This is a genomic window from Paraburkholderia translucens (assembly GCF_020881035.1).
GTDB classification, from domain to species: domain Bacteria; phylum Pseudomonadota; class Gammaproteobacteria; order Burkholderiales; family Burkholderiaceae; genus Paraburkholderia; species Paraburkholderia translucens.
In genome coordinates, this window is the sequence record NZ_JAJITC010000013.1 from 88,760 (window position 1) to 113,079 (window position 24,320).

21 protein-coding genes and 2 pseudogenes are annotated in these 24,320 nt (G+C 60.7%); 14 read left to right on the forward strand and 9 right to left on the reverse strand.

What is annotated here, in order from left to right; translation table 11 throughout:
* Nucleotides 1–5: 5 nt before the first annotated feature.
* Nucleotides 6–851 (forward strand): GNAT family N-acetyltransferase, encoded by an 846-nt coding sequence (locus tag LJ655_RS22310; RefSeq protein WP_230563477.1) that lies wholly within the window; start codon nt 6–8, stop codon nt 849–851.
* Nucleotides 852–1,228: 377 nt separating this feature from the next.
* On the opposite strand, the gene LJ655_RS22315 is transcribed toward LJ655_RS22310, so the two are convergent.
* Together LJ655_RS22315 and phbB are read right to left on the reverse strand one after the other, a co-directional pair.
* A complete protein-coding gene (locus LJ655_RS22315) occupies nt 1,229–1,408 on the reverse strand; it encodes a hypothetical protein (protein WP_230563393.1) in 180 nt (59 codons plus the stop codon).
* 65 nt (nt 1,409–1,473) lie between these two features.
* Nucleotides 1,474–2,217, reverse strand: coding sequence for an acetoacetyl-CoA reductase (gene phbB, locus LJ655_RS22320; RefSeq protein WP_230563394.1), 744 nt, complete (start codon nt 2,215–2,217; stop codon nt 1,474–1,476).
* Between the two features lie 1,438 nt (nt 2,218–3,655).
* Between phbB and LJ655_RS22325 the strand changes: the two are divergent.
* Nucleotides 3,656–3,835 (forward strand): annotated as a pseudogene (locus tag LJ655_RS22325) (MFS transporter); the annotation flags it as partial.
* 46 nt (nt 3,836–3,881) lie between these two features.
* Here the strand turns inward: LJ655_RS22325 and LJ655_RS22330 are convergent.
* Nucleotides 3,882–5,150 carry an MFS transporter gene (locus LJ655_RS22330; protein ID WP_230563395.1) on the reverse strand — a complete coding sequence of 423 codons (1,269 nt, stop codon included), beginning with the start codon at nt 5,148–5,150 and terminating at the stop codon, nt 3,882–3,884.
* 78 nt (nt 5,151–5,228) lie between these two features.
* Nucleotides 5,229–6,848 (reverse strand): glycoside hydrolase family 43 protein, encoded by a 1,620-nt coding sequence (locus LJ655_RS22335; RefSeq protein WP_230563396.1) that lies wholly within the window; start codon nt 6,846–6,848, stop codon nt 5,229–5,231.
* 153 nt (nt 6,849–7,001) lie between these two features.
* Here LJ655_RS22335 and LJ655_RS22340 point away from each other — a divergent pair, with 153 nt between their 5' ends.
* The 10 genes and pseudogenes from LJ655_RS22340 (at nt 7,002) to LJ655_RS22385 (ending at nt 15,817) form a co-directional block, all read left to right on the forward strand.
* Complete coding sequence (locus LJ655_RS22340; protein WP_230563397.1) at nt 7,002–7,205, forward strand: hypothetical protein; 204 nt, start codon at nt 7,002–7,004, stop codon at nt 7,203–7,205.
* A gap of 274 nt (nt 7,206–7,479) precedes the next feature.
* Entirely contained in the window at nt 7,480–9,375 is a 1,896-nt protein-coding gene (locus LJ655_RS22345; RefSeq protein ID WP_230563398.1) for an FAD-binding monooxygenase, read from the forward strand.
* 26 nt (nt 9,376–9,401) lie between these two features.
* Nucleotides 9,402–9,842, forward strand: a complete 441-nt coding sequence (locus LJ655_RS22350) for a MarR family winged helix-turn-helix transcriptional regulator (protein ID WP_230563399.1) — start codon at nt 9,402–9,404, stop codon at nt 9,840–9,842.
* Nucleotides 9,843–9,959: 117 nt separating this feature from the next.
* Nucleotides 9,960–10,119, forward strand: a pseudogene (locus tag LJ655_RS22355) (metal ABC transporter substrate-binding protein); the annotation flags it as partial.
* Between the two features lie 68 nt (nt 10,120–10,187).
* Entirely contained in the window at nt 10,188–11,153 is a 966-nt protein-coding gene (locus tag LJ655_RS22360; RefSeq protein ID WP_230563400.1) for a sulfonate ABC transporter substrate-binding protein, read from the forward strand.
* Nucleotides 11,154–11,294: 141 nt separating this feature from the next.
* Entirely contained in the window at nt 11,295–11,837 is a 543-nt protein-coding gene (locus tag LJ655_RS22365) for a DUF488 domain-containing protein (RefSeq protein ID WP_230563401.1), read from the forward strand.
* 51 nt (nt 11,838–11,888) lie between these two features.
* On the forward strand, nt 11,889–12,515 hold the full coding sequence (locus LJ655_RS22370) for a uracil-DNA glycosylase family protein (protein WP_230563402.1): 627 nt from the start codon (nt 11,889–11,891) through the stop codon (nt 12,513–12,515).
* A 352-nt stretch (nt 12,516–12,867) separates the two neighbouring features.
* Nucleotides 12,868–13,977, forward strand: a complete 1,110-nt coding sequence (locus tag LJ655_RS22375; protein ID WP_230563403.1) for a sugar ABC transporter substrate-binding protein — start codon at nt 12,868–12,870, stop codon at nt 13,975–13,977.
* Nucleotides 13,977–14,987, forward strand: a complete 1,011-nt coding sequence (locus LJ655_RS22380) for an ABC transporter permease (protein ID WP_230563404.1) — start codon at nt 13,977–13,979, stop codon at nt 14,985–14,987. The genes LJ655_RS22375 and LJ655_RS22380 overlap by 1 nt, the downstream gene beginning before the upstream one ends.
* Nucleotides 14,987–15,817: an ATP-binding cassette domain-containing protein gene (locus LJ655_RS22385; RefSeq protein WP_230563405.1), complete on the forward strand. Its 831-nt coding sequence runs from the start codon at nt 14,987–14,989 to the stop codon at nt 15,815–15,817. Before LJ655_RS22380 ends, LJ655_RS22385 begins: the two co-directional genes overlap by 1 nt.
* 138 nt (nt 15,818–15,955) lie before the next feature.
* On the opposite strand, the gene LJ655_RS22390 is transcribed toward LJ655_RS22385, so the two are convergent.
* The 5 genes from LJ655_RS22390 to LJ655_RS22410 all read right to left on the reverse strand — a co-directional run bounded on the left by LJ655_RS22390 (nt 15,956) and on the right by LJ655_RS22410 (nt 21,671).
* Complete coding sequence (locus tag LJ655_RS22390; RefSeq protein ID WP_230563406.1) at nt 15,956–16,828, reverse strand: endonuclease/exonuclease/phosphatase family protein; 873 nt, start codon at nt 16,826–16,828, stop codon at nt 15,956–15,958.
* A gap of 70 nt (nt 16,829–16,898) precedes the next feature.
* Complete coding sequence (locus LJ655_RS22395; protein ID WP_230563407.1) at nt 16,899–17,912, reverse strand: Gfo/Idh/MocA family protein; 1,014 nt, start codon at nt 17,910–17,912, stop codon at nt 16,899–16,901.
* A 215-nt stretch (nt 17,913–18,127) separates the two neighbouring features.
* Entirely contained in the window at nt 18,128–19,165 is a 1,038-nt protein-coding gene (gene pstS, locus LJ655_RS22400; RefSeq protein ID WP_230563408.1) for a phosphate ABC transporter substrate-binding protein PstS, read from the reverse strand.
* Nucleotides 19,166–19,285: 120 nt separating this feature from the next.
* Nucleotides 19,286–21,172, reverse strand: a complete 1,887-nt coding sequence (locus LJ655_RS22405) for a pyruvate kinase (protein ID WP_230563409.1) — start codon at nt 21,170–21,172, stop codon at nt 19,286–19,288.
* 307 nt (nt 21,173–21,479) lie between these two features.
* Entirely contained in the window at nt 21,480–21,671 is a 192-nt protein-coding gene (locus LJ655_RS22410; RefSeq protein ID WP_230563478.1) for a hypothetical protein, read from the reverse strand.
* Nucleotides 21,672–22,449: 778 nt separating this feature from the next.
* Here LJ655_RS22410 and LJ655_RS22415 point away from each other — a divergent pair.
* Both LJ655_RS22415 and LJ655_RS22420 read left to right on the forward strand, forming a co-directional pair.
* Complete coding sequence (locus tag LJ655_RS22415) at nt 22,450–23,271, forward strand: ATP-binding cassette domain-containing protein (protein WP_230563410.1); 822 nt, start codon at nt 22,450–22,452, stop codon at nt 23,269–23,271.
* Nucleotides 23,268–24,308 carry an ABC transporter permease gene (locus LJ655_RS22420; protein WP_230563411.1) on the forward strand — a complete coding sequence of 347 codons (1,041 nt, stop codon included), beginning with the start codon at nt 23,268–23,270 and terminating at the stop codon, nt 24,306–24,308. The genes LJ655_RS22415 and LJ655_RS22420 overlap by 4 nt, the downstream gene beginning before the upstream one ends.
* The last annotated feature ends 12 nt before the right edge of the window (nt 24,309–24,320 follow it).

Here is a 24,320-nt window from a genome sequence, read left to right on the forward strand (position 1 = left end):
CCCTCATGGATGATCGTAGCGATTTCCTTGTGCGCAACATGTCGTCCAGCGAGGTCGATCTGGCGATCGAATGGGCTGCGGCAGAGGGCTGGAACCCCGGCCTCGCCGACGCGCAATGCTTCTGGACTGCAGACCCAAATGGCTTTTTCATCGGCACCTGGCACGAAGAACCGGTGGCGTGCATCTCGGCAGTCGCCTACGACGAGCGCTTCGGTTTCATTGGCCTCTACATCGTCAAACCAGCGTTTCGCTCCAGAGGGTTCGGTCTGCGCACCTGGCAGCGCGCCATGCACTATCTGGGAAATCGTACGATCGGCCTGGACGGCGTCGTTGCCCAGCAGCAGAACTATAAGAAATCCGGCTTCCAGCTCGCGTATCGCAACATCCGCTTCCAGGGCGTTGCGCGAAGTTCGTCGGCGCCAAACCTGACGAACGCGCGTGACGTACCCTTCGCGCAGCTCCTTGCCTACGACAGCGCATGTTTTTCGGCTACCCGTTCCCGGTTCCTCGCGGGCTGGATCGCGCAACCGCAAGCGCTGGCACTGGCGGATGTCCGTGACGCTCAGATCAGAGGGTACGGTGTGCTGCGTCGTTGCAGGACCGGCTACAAGCTCGGTCCGCTCTTTGCGGACAACGCGCAGATTGCCAGTGATCTGTTCGACGGACTGGTCGCAAGTGTCGCAGGTGAAGTGATTGCATTCGACGTGCCGGAGGTCAACGCCGCCGCCGTAGCACTCGCAGAACGCAACGGCATGGTTAGCACGTTCGAAACGGCGCGAATGTACACCGGCACGCCGCCGGATATTCCCGTGCAACGCGTGTTCGGCGTGAGTTCATTCGAACTGGGGTAAATACAAAGGTTGAGGGATGCGAGCCGTAGACTGTCGGAACGGCAGTTCTTCGGCTCGCATGAGGGTTCGGCTCTACGATGGATCTTCGTCCGGAGCCAGGATCGGAAGGGACTCCAGCAGTCTGACAAGCCTTGCGTTCTGCAGCGGAGTCAGCCCTCTTGTCGCACTCACCTGCTGAACACGCGCGCGCCAGTAGGACCGGCTGAACAATGACGCTGCTGCGTCGGATGACAGGATCCGTTCGAGATGGGAAATAGCATCCTCGGCAGTCTGGGGCGTATAAGGGCTCTCCCTGTCTCCAGATGGTTTTTTGTTTGTTGGCTTCATCCACTATTCTCGATGTGCTGACCGGCCGGGTCCGGTCCGTACGCCAGGCATCAGTTGAGCCTGTTTCTTCCGATATCAGGTTTGGGAGTGTCCTGTCTGAACAACTGATCATTCAGATCTCGTAGCATCCGTGCCCGCGTCCGCTCACGGCGATAGAGACCAATCACCACGAACATCGCGATACAAAGGGCCGAGCCTCCGATAATCAGGCCCATCCAGGTTTCACTCATGTCATGTTCCTCGTGAGGAGGCATAGGGTGTTGCGTGGGCGGCTCAGGCGGGCATGGCGGTATGGTTACTGCATGTGCTGGCCGCCGTTGATCGCAACATTGGCACCGGTCACGAAGCCGGCATCGTCCGAGCAGAGATAAAGCACGAGCGCCGCCACTTCGTCGGGCTTGCCCAGACGCCCCACAGGAATATGCGGCAGGATCTTCGTATCGAGGATTTCCTGCGGAATCGCCGTCACCATCTTCGTCGCCAGGTAGCCCGGCGAAATCGTGTTGACCGTAACGCCTTTGCGCGCCACTTCCAGCGCCAGCGATTTCGTGAAACCGTGCATGCCGGCCTTGGCCGCGGCGTAGTTGGTTTGGCCGATCGAGCCTTTCGAGCCGTTGACCGACGAAATATTGACGATGCGTCCCCAGCCGCGTGCGACCATCTCTTCGCACAGCGGCTTCGTCATGTTGAACACCGAATCCAGGTTGGTACGGATAACTGCGTCCCAACTCACCTTGTCCATCTTCCGCAGTGTCATGTCCTGGGTGATGCCGGCGTTGTTCACCAGAATGTCAACCGGACCGACTTCACGCTGGATTCGGGCAGCACAGCCCTGGCATGAATCGTAGTCGGCCACATCAACCGGATACGCGCGAAAATTCCTGCCCTGACTTTCCATGTTCGCCAGCCATGCCGCTGAGCCGGTATTGTTCGGCGAGTGCGTGACAACAACCGCATAGCCTGCATCGTGCAACTTCATACTAATTGCCTCGCCCAGACCACCCATACCGCCGGTCACTACAGCAATTCGTTTCGTCATTCTTTCCATCCATGATTGTCATGTCCGCGAGGAATGTGAATAACCCCAATAGCCGTCTCGCACCACCAGCCATTGGTTTGCAGAACTGATTGCCATTGGTTCGTCAGGCAAAAATGCGCTTCGCATCAGGCCGCGATTTTTTCCCAACTCGCTTTAGTACGACTAATTAATTTGAAGACAATGAATGCAGAATGCACGCCGCATGACCCGAAACATTGCCGAGATCCTGACGGCTGCATCAGATCTGCATTTTTGCGGGTTTACGTTATCGGTAACATACGACGGTACAAATGGACGATCGGAACTCGTTCGTCGCGTGCGGCAAGCGCACGCGCACTGCGTCAGGCAGGCATCGCGCAGTCGGCGAATCGACCGACGAGGCAATAATAGTAGATAAACTACATGCTTGCAACGCTCGAAATGTAGTTTTTGTACATGAAAGCTCGGGAGCCTCGGCCCCCTCGTTCATGCCCGGCGTCGGGGTGTGATTCCCCATCCAAGACTCGGAACTGCGCCCGAGCGACGCCCCGCCATCCGAATCGGCAGTCGGGCACCGGCAGTTCCCTAAAGCAGGCTGAATGACTGAGGCTGCACAGGAAGCCGGGCGACGACGAGCGAAGTCTGCCCGTCCTCGTTTGGATCGTCATGAGACTTGGTGCGGCGCGGAACGCGATGCACCAAGAATGCACTATGGCGTGCTCTCGCGTAATTCGCCTTGCCGTGAAAACTTGAGCGGATTTTCCGGGCTGGCGAATAAAAGACGGATTTCCTTGTTAGTCGGCTTGAACCGTCCGCGCTCAAACGCAAAGTACGAGACGAGCAGACTTATACGTGCGTCTTGCGCCTCGTCGAACAGATAGCTGTTCTTCGGAAATGCAAGTTGACCGTCTTCCGTTTCGACTATCGCCCGGCACGAAGACAGCAAGGCAGGTAGATGAAGAAAGGTTGGCTACCGTGTCCTTCTACGCAGACAACGGAACGACGGTTCTCGGCTTGCTTCGCAATAAAAACATTGGCAGTACCCGGGTTATGGCGCGATCAGGGTGATTGCTGGCGAGCCAAGTACAAGCCGTGTACCCATATGCCCCAGGATAGTCCAAGGAACCAAATGTGTCCATGAAATGCGCGCATTCATGAACTATCGTCAGTTGCATTGACGATAATTGCGATGAGGATTATGTAGGTACAAGCTGTTCCATGCGACCTCCTCTCCACCTGACAACACCTAAAGAATTAATCATCCAGACGAGTCGCGGTCAACGGTTTTGATTTGGAATAGAGCCGATTTGACGAATGTTTATAATGGTTTCACGCATCTCATTTTCAGCCGCATGTTTTTTCGATATTGCCGGTCAAAAATGGGCGGCATTGATCCGCCTTCGCCGTCAGCTATCGAGGCCGGGCAGCGCGTTGTGGTGAATACATTCGCAGCCGCGAGTTCTCGCTCACCGGTGCCTCGCTGACGCTCAACTTCTCAGCGCCCTTGCTCCGCGATTCCGGCGTTCAGGACGTCGTCGCAGTGAGTCTCTACACGGTGGTGCTGAATGCTATCGGCGCGGTGGGATTGATCGTGATTGCACGCCCCTCCGATCGAACTAGCGAACGCGGCAAGCATTTTCGTCAGCCCGTGGACGCATCTACAGCTGAGGCCCGGGCCGCTCCGCTTATCCCGCAGTCTGGTTCCGCGCGCTCACGTCTGTCCCGGCGGTCTGCGCGTCGGTACCGCTGAGGTCCATCCTCGTATTGATGAACCATGCGGACACCGAAGCCAGCAAAAAGCAGCCGACGAAGAGGTGGAACACGACATTGAAGTCGTTATTCGTCATGGTCAGGATGTAACCGACGATCAGCGGAGAAAGAAATCCCGCCAGTTGACCCGCTGCATTGACAAAGCCGATTGCCGACCCGACAACCTTGTTTGGCAGCGCGACGTTCGGAATGGTGTACAGGGAACAACCAGCCATGGTCGAGAAGAAATAACCGATCGTCTGATAGAACACTGCCGTTTCCGCGGTCTCGGCATGAGCCGTCAGATAGGCAAAAATGGCGGCCACGATGCAGCCGAGCACGACAAGCAATTCGCGACGATTGCGAAAGAACCTATCGGAAAGAAAGCCGGTGATGCAATAGGCGATCGTGCCGACGAGAAACGGCACCGATGCCATAATGCCCATTCTCGCCGTCGAAAGGCCGCGTGCCTTCAGCAGATACGTCGGGAACCAGCTCATGATTCCCCACGACGCGATGCTGAAAACGAACAAGGTAACAAAGCACCACCAGACCAGCGGTGTTTTCATCAATCCAGCAAAATCCGCTTTGCTCGCGGATTCAGACACTTTCTTTTCGCTGTTGCCGATTTCCTCTAATTCGATTTCCGAAACGTGCTTGCTGTCCTTCGGGCTGTTTCTGATATAGATCCAGCCGAATACGGCCATCGCGATGCCGGGTATGAAAAGACTCGTGAAAATCGCGCGCCAACCCCACGCGGCCATGACGGCCGCCACGAACAGCGGCGCCAGCGCGGGTCCGAGCGCATTGGTGGTCATCATGAGCCCGGTCGCCCGTCCCACTTCGCGTTTGGGGAACCATGCCGACAGCGCCTTGAACGCGGCGGGGGGAAAGAGCGCCTCGCCGATGCCGAACGCAACCCGCACGACCACCATCAAGCCGAGCGAATTGCATAGTCCGGTTAGCGCGGTGAAGATCGTCCACCAGGTGATGCCTATTGTGGTCATCAGCCGCGGGCCGAACCTGTCTGCGAGCAGGCCAGCCGGAATCTGACATAGCGCGTAGCTGAAGAAGAACGCACTGAGGATCCCTCCCATTTCCATCGCCGACAGATGAAACTCGGCCGCAATAAATGGAATAGCCGCTGCCATGATCATTCTGTCCATGTAACAGAGCAGATAGATTGCAAACAGGATCAGCAGCACGAGATAGCGATGTCTCCAACGAAAGCGCATGAGGCCCTCCTTATTATCAAACTACAGCGACGACACGAGATCCCGGTTCTAGCCGGTCAGTTGACGGTAGGAGAATGACTTGAAATCGGCAGGTTCGCGAAAGCCAAGCATGTCGTTGACGGTGATACCGGCGAAAGCCCCTGTGAAGCCGATCGGGGTTGCATATTCATCGCTCAGTTTCGTGAAGTCCTTTTCCAGTCCGAGATCGTTCCAGTCACCGTCCGTCGAGCGATGGAAAAAGCGCAGCTTCGCGTCCACGACGCGAACCCGCAGACCGATCCGGGAGTCCTCGGGCAACGTCGCGAGTCGATTGCTGTAGGCGAAGCTGCCGGCATCCATCTCCATGTAGGACAGTATTTTTGTGCCGTCATCGTCGCGGGTGACGAACAGATAGTAGAAGGTGTTCTCGTCGTAACGCGCCATGAGCCCAGCCATGTGCAGATACGACCGAGGCGAAAATTCAAGCTCCGTCTCGACTTCGAATTGCCAGTCGCGAATGCGACAGGCCAGCAGGCTTTGGTGGAACCGCGAAGTCGGCGACTCCTGGCCCCGGATGCGCAAATAGCCCGGACGTTCGTGAAGATTGCACCAGTCGTCGCTGATGGGAATGCGCAGACTCTGCAGTTCCAGGGGTAATTCGGCACGTTGCCCGAAATCTATCGCCCAACTGCTGTCGAGCCTTTGCTCGATGTTCGAGTCGATCGTGAAAGATTCTGCGGGAACCACTCCGCCGCTGGCCAGACGGGGCCAGTCGGCATGCCATTCGATCGGTGCGACGCAGGTCTCGCGACCTAGCGGCGAGCGCTTCGTGCGAGCATCGATTGGCCGCGATCCGAGGTAGGTCATGTACCACTGCCCGTGCGGACCCTCCACCAGATTGCCGTGACCGGTCCGCTGAATTCGCCCATTCACGTCGCGCGATGTGAGCATCGGCGTGTCGGGATGAAGCTCGTACGGACCGAAAAGATCGCGAGATCTGGATACACACGTCGCATGCGTATAGCCCGTGCCCCCTTCCGCCGTGATCAGGTAGTACCAGTCTCCCTTCTTCAGCAAATGCGGCGCTTCGTAGATCTGGCACTTCATGAAGTAATCGGTCTTCAGATTGGCGCCTTCATAAATGACGCGCTCTTCGCCGACCAGCTTTCTTTCCTGCACCGAGTATTCGCGCAGAATGATCCCGGCGAACAGGTCCTCGTGGATACCCCTGAAATCGCGCCGGATATAAGCCAGCCACTTTTTTCCGGATTCGTCGTGGAACAGGGATGGATCGTATCCGCCGGACACGAGATGCACGGGCTCCGACCAAGGTCCGGTGATGTCCGGGGCGGTCACGAGATAGTTATGCATGTCACGCAGCGGGGAGATCTTCTGCTCGCCTTTCCATGCCTTGGTGTCCGTATAGACGAGCCAATAAAGTCCGTCGTGATAGGACAGCGCGGGCGCCCATATGCCCCCGGAAGGCTGCTCCCCGATGAGGTTCAGTTGCGATAGCCTGTCCAGAGGCGCGGCCTTGAGTTCCCAGTTGACGAAGTCTTCCGATTCGTAAATGAGAACACCGGGATACCACTCGAATGTTGACACCGCGATGTACCACGCATTCTTGCCACGGCATACACAAGGATCGGGGTTGAAGCCGCGCAGAACTGGATTTTGAATAGTGCTCATGGGGAGGGATCTTTTCTGAGGTGCGGATGTTACCGCTAACAGTGCAATCTAGCATGCGACCTGCACGCTGTTCAAGTGCAACGATGGGGGGTATTCGCCCGGGTATATCGATTGCTCGTACTGCTCATCCTCGATGACCGGAGGGAAAGAATCATGACCAGACTACTCCTGGCAATAGTCCTTGCGATTGGCCTGGCGGGCTGCGTCGTCGCTCCGCCGCCGAGCTATGGCTACGGTTACGAGCCAGCGCCTGTCTATGGCTATGGTCCCGGGTATTACGTCGCCCCCTCCGTCAGTCTGGGTATCGGCGTTGGCGGCTACTGGGGTGGCCACGGCGGCGGTTGGCATGGCCGATAGATTGGAGCGTCGCGAAGCTAACGACATATGCGATGGCGAAGCACCACAGCCCGACGTTCGCTCGCGCATGACAAGGGATTGATTCGTCTGCAGTACACCCGTCATCGCGGCGCTTCCGCATGCCGTGCGTCGATGCATTGACCGGCCTCCCCGAAAATCCAGATCGCACCCCCCGCCAGGGTAAACATCTATCCTCGCAGGAAGCACTTCAAAATGGTTGGTGTACGGAGTATATTTCCGTTCAGTAGATATCTACAGAACGGAGGAGGATGTCATGCAGTTTCATCTCAACGGTTTTCGCGTCGGCGATCCCACGATCGAGCCCGCCATCGGCAACGGCCATGCGGCGCAGATCCCCGGGACGGTCGACGTGCTCATCGTCGGAAGCGGCCCTGCCGGACTCGTGCTGGCGGCGCAATTGGCGCAATTCCCGTCGATCAGCACGCGCATCGTCGAGCGCCGCGAAGGCCCCCTGAAGATGGGCCAGGCAGATGGCGTAGCGTGCCGGACCGTCGAGATGTTCAATGCATTCGGCCTCAGTGATCGCCTTCTGCAGGAAGCCTATTGGGTCAACGAAACGGTATTCTGGCGCCCCGATGCAAACGACCGCGGCGTGATCAGCCGTACCGGTCGCGTTCAGGATACCGAAACAGGTCTTTCGGAGTTTCCGCACGTCATCGTCAATCAGGCACGCATCCAGGAATATCTGCTCGATGTGATGCGCCGCTCCGCGCGACGGATCGAACCGGATTACGGTCTCGAAGTCGTCGACGTTCAGCGCGACGATACGCATGAATATCCGGTGCTTGTCACGTTGCGCCATACCGATCCGGCGCGACTCGACGAAACCATGACCGTGCGCGCGCGCTATGTCGTCGGTTGTGACGGCGCGCGCAGCCGGGTACGCGGCGCCATCGGACAAACGCTGCGGGGTGACGCGGCCAACCACGCGTGGGGCGTGATGGACGCGCTGGCCGTCAGCGACTTTCCGGACATCCGGCTCAAAGCGGCGATTCAATCCGCGAGCAAGGGCAACCTGCTCATCATCCCGCGCGAAGGCGGCTATCTTGTCCGCTTCTACGTCGACCTCGGCGATGTCACCCCGGAGAACCGGGACAGCATCAAACAGATCACGGTGGATCGCATCATCGAGACGGCGCAGCGCATTCTCCATCCCTATACGCTCGACGTGAAAGAGGTGGCGTGGTTCTCGGTCTATGAGGTCGGGCAGCGCCTCACCGACCGCTTCGACGACGCCATTGCCGCCGACGGCACCTGCCGCGAACCGCGCGTGTTCATCGCGGGCGATGCGTGCCATACGCATAGCGCAAAAGCGGGCCAAGGCATGAACGTGTCGATGCAGGACGGCTTCAACCTCGGCTGGAAGCTCGGCGCGGTGCTGGAGGGGCGTAGCGGCGCCGATCTGCTGCACACGTATTCGGACGAGCGCCAACCGGTTGCGCAGGAGCTGATCGATTTCGACAAGGAATGGTCGGCGATGATGGCCGCTCCGCCGAAAGACCCCAGCCAGCCCGAAGCAGGCGGCGTCGATCCCGCCGAGCTTCAGGCATACTTCGTTCGCGCTGGCCGTTACACGGCTGGCGTCGCCACGCGTTACCGGCCAGGCACGCTCACCGGCGAAGCGACACATCAGGCGCTCGCCAAAGGCTTTACGATCGGCACGCGCTTTCACTCGTCGCCGGTCGTTCGCCTCGCGGATGCCAAGCCGTTCCATTTGGGGCACGCCGGCCGCGCGGATGGCCGCTGGCGCCTGTATGCTTTCGCGGACGCGTCCGGCCGTGCGCTCAATGCGCTGTGCGAGCATCTCGACACGTCGCCCGATTCGGTTTTGCGGCGCGTCACGCCGAAGGACGCCGACGTCGACAGCGTCCTCGATCTGCGCGCGGTTCTGCAGCAGCCGCATCGCGAAGTCCGTCTCGACGCTTTGCCTGCGCTTCTGCTGCCGCGCAAGGGGCGCCACGGCCTCATCGACTATGAAAAGGCATTTACGAGCGACGCGACGACTGATATCTTCGACGAGCGCGGCATCGATCGCGAACGAGGCGCGCTGGTTCTCGTCCGTCCCGATCAATACGTGGCCCATGTTCTTCCATTGAATGCGTACGCGGAACTGAACGCCTTCTTCCGGCCCATCTTTCGCGCGCGTTAAACCACTCGAATCCCGAAACTCCGAAATTGCCGATCAAATCTGAAGACGCCGGCGCGCTCCCCAAATTCACCGGCAGCCTGGTGCGCCGTGCCCAACAGCGCCATGCAGCAGTCTGGCTAAGCGAGGTTTCCACGGAGATCACGAGCGTGCAGTACGCGGCGCTCGAGGTCTTGCACGACACTCCCGGCGTCAGTCAGCGGCAACTCGGAGACAAACTCGATGTGGATCGTTCGACGATCGCCGATCTCGTTGCACGTATGGTGCGCAATGGCCTGATCGAGCGCGCCGACGATCCTGTGGACAAACGCAGTTACGTTCTGTTTCTCACCACCGCCGGTAAGAAGAAGCTGGCGGCCTTGCGTCCGCGAGTCGAACAGGTCGAGCGCATTCTCACTGCAAGGCTGACACCGGCGGAACTGGCGCAGTTGCGCCGCCTGCTTTCGGCACTTTTGCCGCCGCAGGCTTAAGGCGCTCGTGCGCTTCTGTTCAATCACGATATCGATAGCGCTCGAAATTATTTGTGCGCTAAAGGGTGCCTCTCTACGATCTGGTGACCGCCACTTCGAAACAGGTTCCCGAAACATGACTACAACAACTTCATCGCGGTCAACGCGAAAGACGCGGAACGCACCGTGCGTGAAGACCATCGTCGACGGCTGCCAGCAGGCCAACGACGCTTCCGCGATCCTGACGGTTTATCACGGCGCCACGTTGCCGGCATGGGCTCGCGCGCCCCAGCACTGACGCGGCGCGACGCAACCGGCGGCGCTTGGGCCGCCGCAACACCTGCCCTCTTCATCGTATTGCCCGTCATGCCCACTACCAGAACGCACCACGACCGCCGCACCTTCCTGAAACTTTCGCTTGGCGCCGCAGCGGCTGCCGCGGCACCGCTTTCGTTCGCGCAAGGCAACGCGCGCACGCTGCGCATCGGCAACCAGAAGGGTTATCTGAATCTGCTCAAGGGGCGCGGCACGCTCGAAAAACGGCTCGCGCCGCTGAACGTATCGGTGACGTGGACCGAGTTCGCGGCGGGCCCCGTGCAACTGGAAGCGCTGAACGTCGGTTCGATCGATTTCGGCGACGTCGGCGAGGCGCCGCCGATCTTTGCGCAAGCCGCCGGCGCGCCTTTGACCTATGTGGCGGCGACCGTCAAGCGGCCGCAGTCGGAAGCCGTGCTCGTACCGCCGCAATCCACGATCCGCTCGGTCGCGGACCTGAAGGGCAAAAGGATCGCGCTCAACAAAGGCAGCAACGTCCACTACTTTCTCGTCAAGCTGCTGCGTCAGCACGGCCTGCAATACGGCGACGTGAAGCTCGTTTTCCTCGCGCCCGCCGATGCGCGCGCGGCGTTCGAGCGGGCGTCGATCGACGCGTGGGTCATCTGGGATCCGTTCTTCGCCGCGGCGGAGCAATCGCTCGGCGCGCGCGTGATCGCCGATGCAAGCGGCGTGGTCGGCAACCGCGCGTTCTACTTTTCGTCGCAAAGTTATGCGGCGAACAATCCCGACGTGATCCGCATCGTGATCGAAGAACTCGACAAGGTCGATGTGTGGGGTCAGCAGAACAAGGATCAGCTCGCGAGCGAACTCGCGCAACTATGGGGTCTGCCGAAAGCGGTCGTGGACGTGGCGGTACAACGCCAGCAGTTCGGCACGCAGCCGATTACCCGCGCGATTCTCGGCGAGCAGCAACAGATTGCCGATACGTTCCTCGATCTCGGCCTGATTCCCAAGCCCGTCGACGTGCTGAAGGCGGCGCCTACGAACCTCGCCTAGGCGGGCGGCTCGCGCAGGCCTGATCGCCAGTTGATACGCGCTGACGACCCAGATGGCGGTCGCGATGAGAGTTGACGTTCCTGCATCCCACGTTGTAAACCTGTAGCGATCGCCGCCGCTATCGTCGCCGGCGGCGCATGCATGAAAACGAAACGCCCCTTTTTCACGATCGGCCATTCGACGCACCCGTTGCAGGAATTCGTCGCTCTGCTGAAAGGCGAGCGGATCGCTTTGCTGGTCGACGTGCGCAGCATCCCGCGCTCGCGGACCAACCCGCAGTTCAATCGCGACACGCTGCCCGACGCGCTCGCACCGGAACAGATCGGCTACGTGCATCTCGCGGCACTGGGCGGGCGCCGCGGCAAGCGCAAGGACGACGCGCCATCGCCGAATACGTACTGGACGCATCCGGCCTTTCGCAACTACGCGGACTATGCAATGAGCGACGCGTTCCGCGAAGGACTCGCGCAACTTCTGAGGCTCGGGCACCAGCAGCGCTGCGCAATCATGTGCTCGGAAGCGGTCTGGTGGCGTTGCCACCGGCGTATCATCACGGACTATCTCCTGATGCACGACGAGACCGTGCTGCACATCATGGACGCGCATCACACGAACGCTGCCACGATGACGCCGGGCGCCGCGCCCCAGCCCGACGGCACGTTGATCTATCCGGCTCGGGCATAGAACCAGGCCGCTCCGCGACACGATTGCCCGCCAGGCGACTTGCACCGTTTTATGGCTGTCACCACCAAACGCATGGCGAAAAACAGCGTGTCGCTCGACGCGCTGCTTCGCGACATCCGCTCCTGCACGCTGTGCGCGGCGAACCTGCCGCACGCGCCCCGCCCCGTGCTCGCGGCGTCGGCCCGGGCGCGCATCCTGATCGTCGGACAGGCGCCGGGCGCGCGCGTGCATGCGTCCGGGGTGCCGTGGAGTGACGCGAGCGGCGCGCGTCTGCGCACCTGGCTCGGCGTCGACGATACGACCTTTTACGACGATTCGAAATTTGCCATCGTGCCGGTGGCCTTCTGTTATCCGGGTCGCGGCGCGAGCGGCGATCTGCCGCCTCGGCCGGAGTGCGCAAGCCGCTGGCACCGCGAATTGCTCGCGCATATGCCTTCGGTGGAATTGACGCTGCTGATCGGACAGTACGCACAGCGCTTTGGCCTCGGCGACGCCTTTGGCCCCACCTCGACCGATACGCTCGTCAGATGGGCCGAGTTTGGAGCGCATGTGATGCCGCTACCGCATCCGTCGCCGCGCAATATCGCGTGGTTCAAGCGCAATGCGTGGTTCGAAGACGCGGTGTTGCCGACATTGCGCGAGCGTGTAGTGGCGGTGTTGGCGGGTCGGGCGCTTTGAGCGCCGCGCGCCGATCCGCGCGACCGATCGTTCGTGGTAAACACGCATCGCGATCAGCGCCCCGCTCTACGCATCCTGTCTGCTGCAGCGGGCCGCGGCACAACGCCCCTAACCGAGCGTCCCAATTATCGGACTAGTTAGGGGTATACATGGATTAGGCGGTGCAACCGCACTGCACTAACATTTTTGCGGTACCGCACGGCGCGTATCGAGCGCTTCCGAATTGGGGGTTGCACATCGCCGCGCCAGAGTCCCGCGCCGCCCAGCGCATTCCCGGTGCCGTCCAGCATCTGCACGCAATCGACTCAATGTCGACCACATCGACCCACGAAGAGAAGAACCGGAGGAAAAGATGGCACAGCAACGGGATGACGAGCAGGAACACAGCAGTAGCGCTATCAGCACGACGCGGCGGGGGCTGATGCAGGGCGCCGGGCTCGGCGCGGCGCTGTCGCTGATGGGTGCGCTAGGTGGCGTGGGCGGCCTGATCGGCAGCGCGCAGGCCGCGGAATCGGCTTTTCCCTCGCACAAGAAGTGGAAGATCGTGTTCGTCAATCACGTCACCACCAACCCGTTCTTCGTGCCGACGCAGTATGGCATTCAGGATGCCTGCTCGCTGCTCAACATGGATTACCAGTGGACCGGCTCGGCCACTTCGGACGCGGGCGAGATGGTGCGCGCCGTGAACGCGGCGATTGCCGCGAAGGCCGACGCCATCGCGGTGCCGATCGTCGATCCAAGCGCGTTCGACAAGCCCATCCAGGCCGCGCTCGACGCCGGCATCCCGGTGTTCGCCTATAACGCCGACGCGCCGCGCGGCAAGAAGAACCCGCGCCTCGCCTATATCGGCCAGGATCTATATCTTTCCGGCTACCAGATGGGCGAGCGCATCGTGAGCCTCATCGACAGCGGGCTGGTCGGGCTGTTCATCGCGACGCCGGGGCAACTCAACATCCAGCCGCGCATGGACGGCGCGAGCGACGCCATCAAGAAGTCCGGCAAGAAGATCGAAATTCAGACCGTGGCCACGGGCGCGACCGTCAACGAGGAGCTGTCGAAGATCAAGGCGTTCTATCTGGGCCACCAGGACCTGAAGGGCATGTTCGCCGTGGATGCGGGTAGCACGCAGGGCGTCGCGCAGGTGATGAAGGAATCGAACCTTCCCGCCAAGGGCGTGCACGGCGGCGGCTTCGACCTGCTGCCCACCACGATCCAGCTGATCCACGAAGGCTTCCTCGACTTCACCATCGATCAGCAACCCTACGTCCAGGGTTTCTATACGGTGATGCAGGCGTTCGTGTTCCTCAGCTCGGGCGGCCTCGTCGGGCCGGCCGAGATCAACACCGGCCTCAAGTTCGTGACGAAGGAGAACGTCGAGCCGTACCTCACTACCTCGACGCGCTTTGAAGGCAAGACCGACAAGCAGCAGATCGTTCCGCGGTCCGGTCCAATCAAGTCCTGATGAATACAGTGAACGACACTACCAACGTCGAAGCGGTCCGCGCGCACCAGCGCGCGGGCGTTTCATTCGCAACGCAATGGGCGGCCGAGTTGCGCATCCTGCTCGTGGCCGTGCTGCTGGCCGCCTACTTCGAATTCGCGAATCACGATTTCCTGTTCACCAACGCGAGCCTCGTCAACCTCTCGCAGTTCATCGCGCCGGTGGCGATCATCGCGTTTGGCGAAATCATGCTGATGATCGGCGGCGACATCGATCTCTCGGCGGGCATGGTGTTCGCATTCGCGCCCTTCATGATGGTGTTCGCGTACGACGCGGGCGCGCCCATGTGGCTCGCCGTGATCGCGGGGCTCATTGCCGCGGCAATCGTCGGCTTCGTCAACGGCGCCGTGACGGTGTGGCTGCGGCTGCCCTCCTTCGTTACCACGCTCGGCACGCTCTTTCTCATCAACGGCATCACACTCACCATCTCACGTGGCACGCCCGCCCCGACGCCGGGGTCTCCCACGTTCGCCGGGTTCATGGGCGCGTGGGGCTATAGCGAGATCATCTGGACCTTCGTGATCGCGTTCGCGATGCACGTGCTCTTGCGGCATACGCGCTGGGGCCTGCATACGCAGGCCGCGGGAGCCAACGCACTGGGCGCGAGCGAGGCCGGCATTCATGTGAAGCGGCTGCGCCTCGGCAACTTCATCCTCGCCGCGGTGCTCGCTGGCTTCACCGGCATGCTAGAAGCCTTTCGGATTACCTCGATCGACCCGCAGGCGGGCGGCAACCAGATCATGTTCCTTGCCGTGGCCGCCGCCGTGATCGGCGGCACGCCGCTCACGGGCGGCTCCGGCACCATCGTGGGCGGGCTCATCGGCGCGGCCGTGCTGGGCATTCTGAACGACGGCTTCACGCTCATCGGCATCAACGCGTTCACGTTCAACATCATTCTTGGCGCCGCGATTCTGGCGGCGATGGTCTTCAACATCCACGTCGGACGCATTCGCCGCAAGGCAGGACGCTGATGGACGAATCGCAAACCTCCTCCGCGGGCGCGAATGCCACGCCCGCTGCGAACAGCGCGGCCAATGCCCCGCTCGCGCTGCGCGGCGAGAACCTCGTCAAACGCTTCGGCGCGGTGACGGCACTCGACGGCGTTTCGCTCACGCTCGCCGAAGGCGAAATTCTGGGGATACTCGGCGACAACGGCGCGGGTAAGTCCACGCTCGTGAAGATTCTCACCGGCTTTCATCAGCAAACCGGCGGCACGCTGTATATCAACGGGCAGGAAACGCTGTTGCGCTCGGTCGATCATGCGCGTTCACTCGGCATCGAATGCGTGTATCAGGATCTGGCGCTGGCGAATTCGCTGAGCATTTACCACAACATGTTCCTGAATCGCGAAATCGTGCGGCGCGGGCCATTCAGGCTGCTCGACCACAAGCAGATGCGCGAGCGGGCGGCGCAATGCCTCGACGATATCGGCGTGCATGTGCCTTCGGTCGATTTGCCCGTCGAGCGTCTTTCGGGCGGTCAGCGCCAGGCCATCGCCGTGGCGCGCGCCGTGCATTCGAACGCGAGGATCCTGTTGCTCGACGAGCCGCTCGCCGCGATGGGCGCGCGCGAAGCGGGGCTGATCATCGATCTTCTGATGCGCCTGAAGGAAAAAGGCGGCCTGTCTATCATCATGATCATGCACAACTATGCGCAGACGCTCGATATCGCGGATCGCATCATGCTGATGCAGCGAGGCCGCGTGACCTACGAGCAACAAAGCGCGCTGACTTCGGTAGCCGAACTGATGGACATCGTGCAGCGGGAATACCGGGCCATGCGCACGGGCGGCGTGCAGTGAGCCCGCTGATCAGGATCAGAAGTCGATCTTTGCGTTCAGGCTGACTATCCACGGATCGCCCAGCGCGATCTGACGTGCTCACTACTCTCGTGATAGGACCGAGGCGCAACGATCGCAGAGCAACTCTCGACAAACGCTTCAACTGAGGTCCAGCCACATCGGCTGATGATCGGACGAACGGCTGTGTGGATCCACATCGCACGATGCAATGCGTGCGCTCAGGTCTTGCGTGACGAGAATGAAATCGCATGCGAATGGTCCGTCGGGCCATTGCTCGTGATCGTATAGGCCGACCGTCGCGGCACGCGGCTTGCCAGCATGCGCGCAGGTCCACGCGTCGACAAACGCTGGAGCGTCGGCGATCCGTTCGAGCATCCGGCAATAGGCGCTGTCTTCGAATGCGCTGTTGAAGTCCCCACAAAGAATGGCGCTGATCGGACGCGCCGTATCGGCAAACGGGCTGTCCGGTTTTTCAGCGCGAGCGGGATAGCGGGCGTGATCGCATGCTTCCCGGTGCAGTTCGCGCAGTCTTTCCACCTGAGCGAGCCGCTGCCTTTCCGAATAAAACTCCAGGTGCGTGGTGACGACGCGCAGCGGACCGATATCGGCATCGAGCACCGCTTCGAGCGCGACGCGCAACATCGACGGCTTGGCCGGGTCGGCGGGCCACGGCAGAGAATGCCGAAGCACCTGACGAACCGGCAAGCGGGTCACGATCGCATTGCCGAACTGGCGCCGATGACGGCTCGCGCTCAGAGACGGAAGATCGGAGCCGATCGCGTCGAGCACGGTCATCTCCGGCAGCAAGGCAGCAAGCTCGGCGAACTGATCGGCCGATGGCGCGCCTTTCAGTCCGCCTGCCGCCGGCGCTTCGTTGAAGCCGCGCGTGACTTCCTGCAGACACAGGACGTCGAAGTCGCACAACGCGCGTGCTTCCCGCACGATCCGGCCGAGGTCGACGCGGCCGTCGACGCCGCAACCCCACTGAATGTTCCAGTCGACAAGCTTCATGATGGCCTCCTTGAAGAGTCGAACACAGTGTATCGCCGCGCCGTCGCGCCATGAATCGGCAGGCTGCACATCAACTTTGCTGGATGCTCTCCCACGCGCCCGAACGAGCCGAGCGGAACACCGCATCGATCACTTGCATATTCGCGCGCGCGTCTTCCAGCGCAATAGCCTGCGGACTTCCACTGAGGATCGCCTCCGCGAACGTGGCAGCCGCCACGCCGTATTGATCGCACACCGGCAGTTCCAGCCAGCGATCAGTCGCGACACCTTCGCTTGTGTTTTCAGAGATCAAAAGGCGCGTCGGCCGATCATTCGGTGCATTGAACGGAATCTCGACTTCGATCCGCCCCTTGGTACCGTGAAATTGCATCCGCTGATAGGGATAGGTCTGAGTCGAGTAAAAGAAGCTCGCCTGCACACCATCGAAGTCCATCAGCACGGAACCGAGCCGGTCAACCTTGAAGTCGGGATCCTGTTCCACCAGCGCGACCACCCGCTTTGGCTCACGCCCAATAGTGAAGCGCGATGTTGTGATTGGATAACAACCAATATCGAGCAGGCCGCCACCACCGAACTCGCTCTGGTTGCGGATATTGTTTGCGTTCGTGTTGTAATAGGTGAAACCGCCGGTCACCGCCCGCAATTCGCCAATCGCGCCTTCGTCGATCAGCGTGCGCACCTTGATCCATTGCGGATGCGTGCGAACCATGAAGGCTTCCTGTATGTATCGGCCATTCGCGTCGCGCGCGGCGATGAGTCGTTCGACCTGTCGGGCGTCCAGGCCAATCGGCTTTTCACATAGAACGTGCTTGCCCGCCTCGACGGATCGGATCGCCCATTCCACGTGCAGATGATTGGGTAACGGGATATATACCGCGTCGATTTCCGGGTCCGCCAGGAGCGCCTCGTAACTGTCATAGGCGACAGCCAAGCCATATCTGGCCGCGGCTTCCCGCGCCTTCTCCGGCGATCGCGACGCGATGCCCTTCACCCGGCACTTCGGCGCGTTGTGTGTGGGCACGACCACCTTGTCGTTGATCTTTGCGGCACCCAGAATCCCCCAGACTATTTCATCCTTTGCCATCACATCCCTTTTCTGATTGAGTATTCCTGAAGTCGGGCAAGCTGAACATTCGCGGGAGCCAGCAGGTTCATGAACCCGCGAACGACCTGAAGCGCCCGATCGCGTCAGTTTAACCTTGGTGCCTGCGATTCCGGATACTCGTGCGCACTCGAACGCTTCCGCGATCGAGCGGGAGTGTGCTGGTATGGAGCCATGCGCTGTACTAGCCGCTACCTTCATTCAAACACCGGCTTTCCCGAAGCGTCCTTGACCTTCGTTTTCCACTGCGAGCGGATTTCCTGCATGACCGAATCCGGCAGTGAGATGTAGTCGAGATCGCTGGCAGCCTGCCCGCCGTTCTTGAACGCCCAGTCGAAAAACTTCAGTGTCGCCGCGCCTTGCGCTGGCTTTTCTTGCGTCGAATGCAGCAGCACGAACGTCGCGCCCACGACTGGCCATGCATCCTTGCCCGGCTCGTTCGTCAATATCTGGTAGAACGTGGTCTTCCAGTCCGCGCCCGATGCGGCCGCCTTGAAGGTTTCCGTCTTCGGCGCAACTATGGCACCCGCCGAATTCTTCAGGCTGGTATAGACCATGTTGTTTTGCTTCGCATACGCCCACTCGACATAGCCGACCGCGCCCGGCAAGCGTTGCACGAACGCCGCAACGCCGTCATTGCCCTTGCCGCCCGTTCCGGTCGGCCAGTTCACCGTCGTGCCTTCGCCGACCTTCGACTTCCACTCGGGGTTCACCTTCGACAGAAAGTTCGTCCAGATGAAGCTCGTGCCCGAGCCGTCGGCGCGGCGCACCACGGCAATGTCCGTATCAGGCAGCTTCATGGTCGGATTCAGCGCGGCAATCTCCGGATCGTTCCATTTCTTGATCTTGTTGAGATAAATGTCGCCGAGCACTGCACCGGACAGAACCAGTTGCCCCGGCTTTACGCCCGGCAGATTCACGACCGGAACCACGCCGCCGACGACCGTCGGGAACTGAAACAGGCCTGTCTTCGCGAGTTCGTCGTCCTTCATCGGCGCGTCGGAGCCCGCAAAGTCGACAGTCTTCGCGAGGATCTGTTTGATGCCGCCCGCTGAACCAATGCCCTGGTAGTTGACCTTGCCGCCCCCCGCCTTGTGGTAGGCGTCAGCCCACTTGTTGTAGATCGGGGCCGCAAAAGTGCTGCCCGCGCCGGTGATGTCCACGGTTTGCGCTTGCGCGGCCGCGACGGGCAGCACCGCGACGGCAAGAACTGCGAATCCTCGTTTGAACAGCATGGACCGCCTCCGCTAAATGAATTGACAGCGTTAATGTTCTAGCAAGCTAGGCACGAGTTGTGTCAATTTCGTGACTCCCTCTTTTGGCCCAATCGTGCTCCTGCGCGGAATCACATGAGCCTATGCATCGAGCTTGGGCGGGTTGCGGATGGCCACTTGCAACTTGCGCAAGAGCGCGGATTTTTTTCGATGGTGCTCCTCGATGCGTTCCAGCACGTCCGAGAGGAACTCGAGCGTTTCAAGAATGTAAGGCCCCTTGTTCAGCATCACACACTCGGCACGGCTGCCCATTGCTGCGTCGCTGACCTCGGCGCGTGAAGGCAGGCCGCCCTTGGCTAGCGATTCCAGCACCTGCGTGGCCCAGATGACCGGCACATGCGCCGCTTCGCACAACCACAGGATCTCCTCCTGCACTTCGGACAGCCGCTCGAAACCCACCTCCACACCCAGATCACCACGGGCGATCATCACGGCAATCGGCGGATGACGCATCGCACTCAACAGAAGGTCCGGCAACCGGCTGAACGCGGTCTTCGTTTCGATCTTGAGAATGATGCCGAGGTGTGACGCGTTGAGCTTCCCGATTTCGCGCAGCAAGTCGTCGATGTCCCGAGGACGCTGGACGAAGGACATCGCCACGGCGTCGGCGTACTTCGCGACGAACGCCAGGTCCCCGATGTCCTTGCTCGTCATGGCTGGCAGCGCCAGGTCCGTATCGGGCAGGTTGATACCTTTTTCGGACCGGAGCTTTGCCATGCCTCCCGCCGCGCCGGTGATCTCGACTCGCAAGCGATCCGCGGCGACATCGCGAATCACGCCTCTGAGCTTCCCATCGTCGAACAGGATCGGATCGCCGATACGTGCTCCACTGAACACTTCAGCGAGCGCACACGAGATGAATGCCGGATCGATGACGTGGCCGTCGTCGTCGTAGGTCGCACCGCAACCGGGTGCTTCTCCGTGGACTACCTCCAGGGGATCGCCCACGCGCAGCGCGATCCACTGCTCGAGCGTGGCCAGCGCACCCACTTCGCCCGTCCCGATCGACGATTTCTCTCGCCGCAACGTCAGGCGCGTTCCGGGCACGACAAATGCATGCTTGTCGGCTTCGCACAGGCACTCGCCCGGACGGACTTCAACGACGTGCAGCACACGCTTGCGATCGCGCGTGTCGACGAACGTAAAAGAATCGCCGGGTTTGGCCCTGTTGAGAAGCGTAGCTTCGACGGGAATCGTCGGCACATTCGGATCGGGCGGATTGTCGTGCGCCACCAGTCGCACGCGAGCGGGTTGGGTCACCTGTCCCAACGCATTGCGGGCCGGCCGCCAGTTGACGACGACCGGTCCGGGCGTGATCGGACCCGTGCGGAGTTTCGGGCCGGCAAGGTCGAACGAAATCAGGCAACGCTTGCCCAACTCTCGCTCCGCCTCGCGCAGATGCTTGACCATGCGCTCCCAGACGGGTGGCGAGTCGTGTGCGCAATTGACGCGCATGATTCCCATGCCCGCTTCGACCAACGCCCGAATCAAATCCGGATCGTCGGCCACTTCTCCCGGCATCGTGACCATGATCCGGGTCCGGCGATCTTGCGGCGACATGCCCAGGATGGCGTTGGCGTGCTGGGCGAGCAACGCGGGGCCGGTATCGAACGTGACGGGCAATTCCTCGGCGACATCGGGAGGAATGGGCTCTTGCAGCAGCGTGTAGAGGATTCGGAGCACGGCCTGGAGCGAGGCGATGACGTGTGCCTCCATGCGTCCGAGGGAGCTGAGTCCGAGGCGCGCCAACTCGTCCTGAAGGGCACGCACATCATGGCGCCGCACCGCGAGGTAGTGAACGAGGTTGACGGCGCTTTCGCGCATGGAGGGAGCCACCAGCTCGAACTCGGCGCCAAATTCCTGCTCCGCGGCGAGGGCAGCACGCCACAATTGCTCGACGCCGCTTTTCGATTGTCCGAACTGCGTCACCCGCGACGCCTCGCGTTCCGTGCATTGTTCGACTTTCATCCCATGGCACTCCCCGAGTGATCGGTAACGATGTCCGCGTCGCGACTGCGGCGTTCGTCATGGGGAACTAAACGGAGGCTGCGCGCCGCCTTGCGAGCATTATTTACGCTAGGCGCTTCGAGTGACAGTTCGCTGACAAGGCGCGACTCACGCCCCGGCATGCGGAGTTTTGTCGGTCAGCGTCGGTTCTGGGCGTGCGCGAACGCATGGATGAGACGATCCCGGGCACAGCCCGCCACAGCACCATATCGCATGGTGCAAGCACAGTTGCTAGCCCTCATTCACTGACCGCCGAGGAGCGGACTCCTCACCCGCGTTTCGTGACGTTGACGGCCACGATTTCGTAACCGGGGTCGGCGTGCTCGTTCGCGACTTTATCCGCCTCCTCATATGAGAGAAAGGACGTGGCCTCTTTAATTTCCGGCGCCAGGCCGATATCGCCGTCCTCCGCGGTGCAGAGGAATTTCTCGCCGGTCTTCACGACGTAGACGACTGTCATGTCTCCCTCCATAACTTGCAGGGTAACTTTCAGTCTAGCAGGCCCGAAGGATTGCACACGGTTCGCCGAGTCGTTTCCGTAACGGAGACTTACACCATCAGGTATACCCCAAGCTGTCACGTCCGATGCATTCCGGGCGGTCACCTCGATCGAAGCGGGGTCCGTTTCTTCAAGCTTGACGGGAATGATGCCGGGCGCCTCAAGTGTGAATGCAATACGCAGTCCGCGGCTGGCTCCGGTCACGAACACCACGGAATTTCCGAACTTCATTTCGACCGCATCGATTAGTACGACACAACGAATATTGACCGCAAGAGAACTCACGCAAATCATGCAGGCGCATTCGGAATAACACCGCTACCGGCTTTCAGGAATGCGCAAGCCGGGTTGACTATCCCTTCAATAAACACTTCTTCTTTGATGTCGTGGCTCTATTCAATCGTAGGGAATTCGCAAATCGGAATATGACAGAAAGTGAATGGCCGGCCGATCTGGAAGAAGCGCCTGGATGCCGACGTCAACACCATGTCCTTGCCGGTTTTCCTTGCAATGCAAAAAGGAAGAGAGGGTGGCATGAAATGCGTGGGCGCCGACCTATTTGCACTCGTGAAACCGGCAGCAGTCCAGTCCGGGCGATTCTTGAACTAGACCCTAAGACTTGCTAGATTGTAGAGACTCTCCAAAGTCAGTTGATGCGGCGATCGATAAGCAAAGGGGAAGGTCTTATGGCTGTCGTCGTACACAACATCGCTGTGGGTCATTCGAGCTGGAGCGTAGCGTGACGGCGAGCCTGGCAGCGCCCGGTACGTGCGCCTATCAGCATATCGTGCGCGCCCAGGGTATCGACCTGTCCTACGGCAAGATTCGCGCGCTTTCCGGCATCGATCTCGCCATCGGGCGCAACGAGATCGTCGGCCTGATCGGTGATAACGGCGCGGGTAAGTCGACCCTCATCAAAGTGCTCACCGGTGTCGTGCGGCCGAGCGCGGGCAAGCTGTTCATCCGTGACGAGGAGGTCGACTGGAGCCGCTTTTCGGTGCGCGAGGCGCATCGACTGCGCTTCGAGACGGTGTATCAGGAGAAATCGCTGGGCGAGAAGCAACCGCTGTGGCGTAATTTTTTTGTCGGCCGGCAAATCGTCAACCGGTTCGGCTTCATCAAAGTTGCTGAAGAGCGGCGCATTGCCAACACCATATTGAAGCGCCAGCTCGGTTTTCGTGGCGTCGGGGTCGACGCCGATTCGCTGATTGCGAAACTCTCCGGCGGCGAGCGGCAGGGCATCGCGATCGGACGGGCGATGTATTTCGACAGCGATCTGATCATTCTCGATGAGCCAACCGTGGCGCTTGCCATCAGCGAGGTGCGTAAGGTTCTCGACTTCGTGCGCTCCATCAAGGAGTCCGGTCGCGCCTGCATCTACATCGAACATAACCTCGCCCATGTGCACGAGCTTGCCGATCGGCTGGTCGTGCTCGATCGTGGCCGGATCGTCGCGGATTTCAAGTCGGGTGAGATGAGCCTCGAGGAACTCACCCGGTTCCTGATTTCGCTACAGCAAAGCGGACACGGGCCGACGCTGGCCGCGGGGACAAGGACGTGAGCGATCCGCTAAAAGACGAACGACCGGCGCGGTTAGTGAGTTTTCGCCTGCCTGGTTTTGCTCGCGTCGAGGGGTTGCCGAGCGTGGTCGTGTTCGCGCTGGTGGTCGGTCTGTTCATGGCAACCGCACCGCGCGTCTTTTTGGGCTGGCCCATCTACTTCTCCTTCCTGACCACCGTGCCGCCGCTCGCGGTGTTGGCGATCGGGCTGACTCTGGTGGTTGCGGCGGGGGAGATCGATCTGTCCTTCCCTTCCGTGATGGCATTCGCGGGCTTTCTGTTCGCCTGGTGCGTGAACACCACGGGATCAGCCTGGCTAGCCGTGATCGCGGCGCTGGCTGGCGGAGCGCTGGTCGGCGTGGTGAACGGGGTGCTGGTCGCGGTGGTCGGTGTGCCCTCGATCATCGTGACGATCGGCACGCAGTTCCTCTGGGCCGGTGTCGCGTCAATCCTGTCCGGCGGGCTCTCCAATGCGCTACAGGAACTCGCCAACGGTTCCGTCTATGCAGTATTCGCGGGCACGTTGTTCGGTGTGGTTCCGATGCAAGCGCTCTGGGCGCTCGGAGTCGCGGTCTTCATGTGGTTCATTCTCAATCGCCACCGCTTTGGCGAGCACGTGCTGTTCATCGGAGACAACCGCAACGTAGCGAAGGTCGTGGGCATCAACGTGGTGCGGGAGACCGTGAAATTGTTCACGCTGATGGGTGTGCTGGCCGGTTTCGCCACGGTGCTGCTGACGCTCGAGAATCTCAACTACTTTTCAACCCAGGGGCAGGGCTACCTGCTGCCGGCGCTGGCCGGTGTGTTCATCGGCGGCACGTCGGTGTTCGGCGGCACGGCGACGATCGTGGGTACTTTCTTCGGCACTTTCGTGATCGGCATGCTGGAGGCCGGAATCGTTGCGACAGGTGTCGCCGGCTTCTGGGTGCAGGCGATCGAAGGGGTGGTGTTCCTCGTCGCCGTGACGCTGCATCTGTTGGTCGAGAATCCCGCCAAGCTGCGCGTGTTGCGCGAGAGGTTCAGGCTTGGAGGGCGATAAAGCCGTTAAATC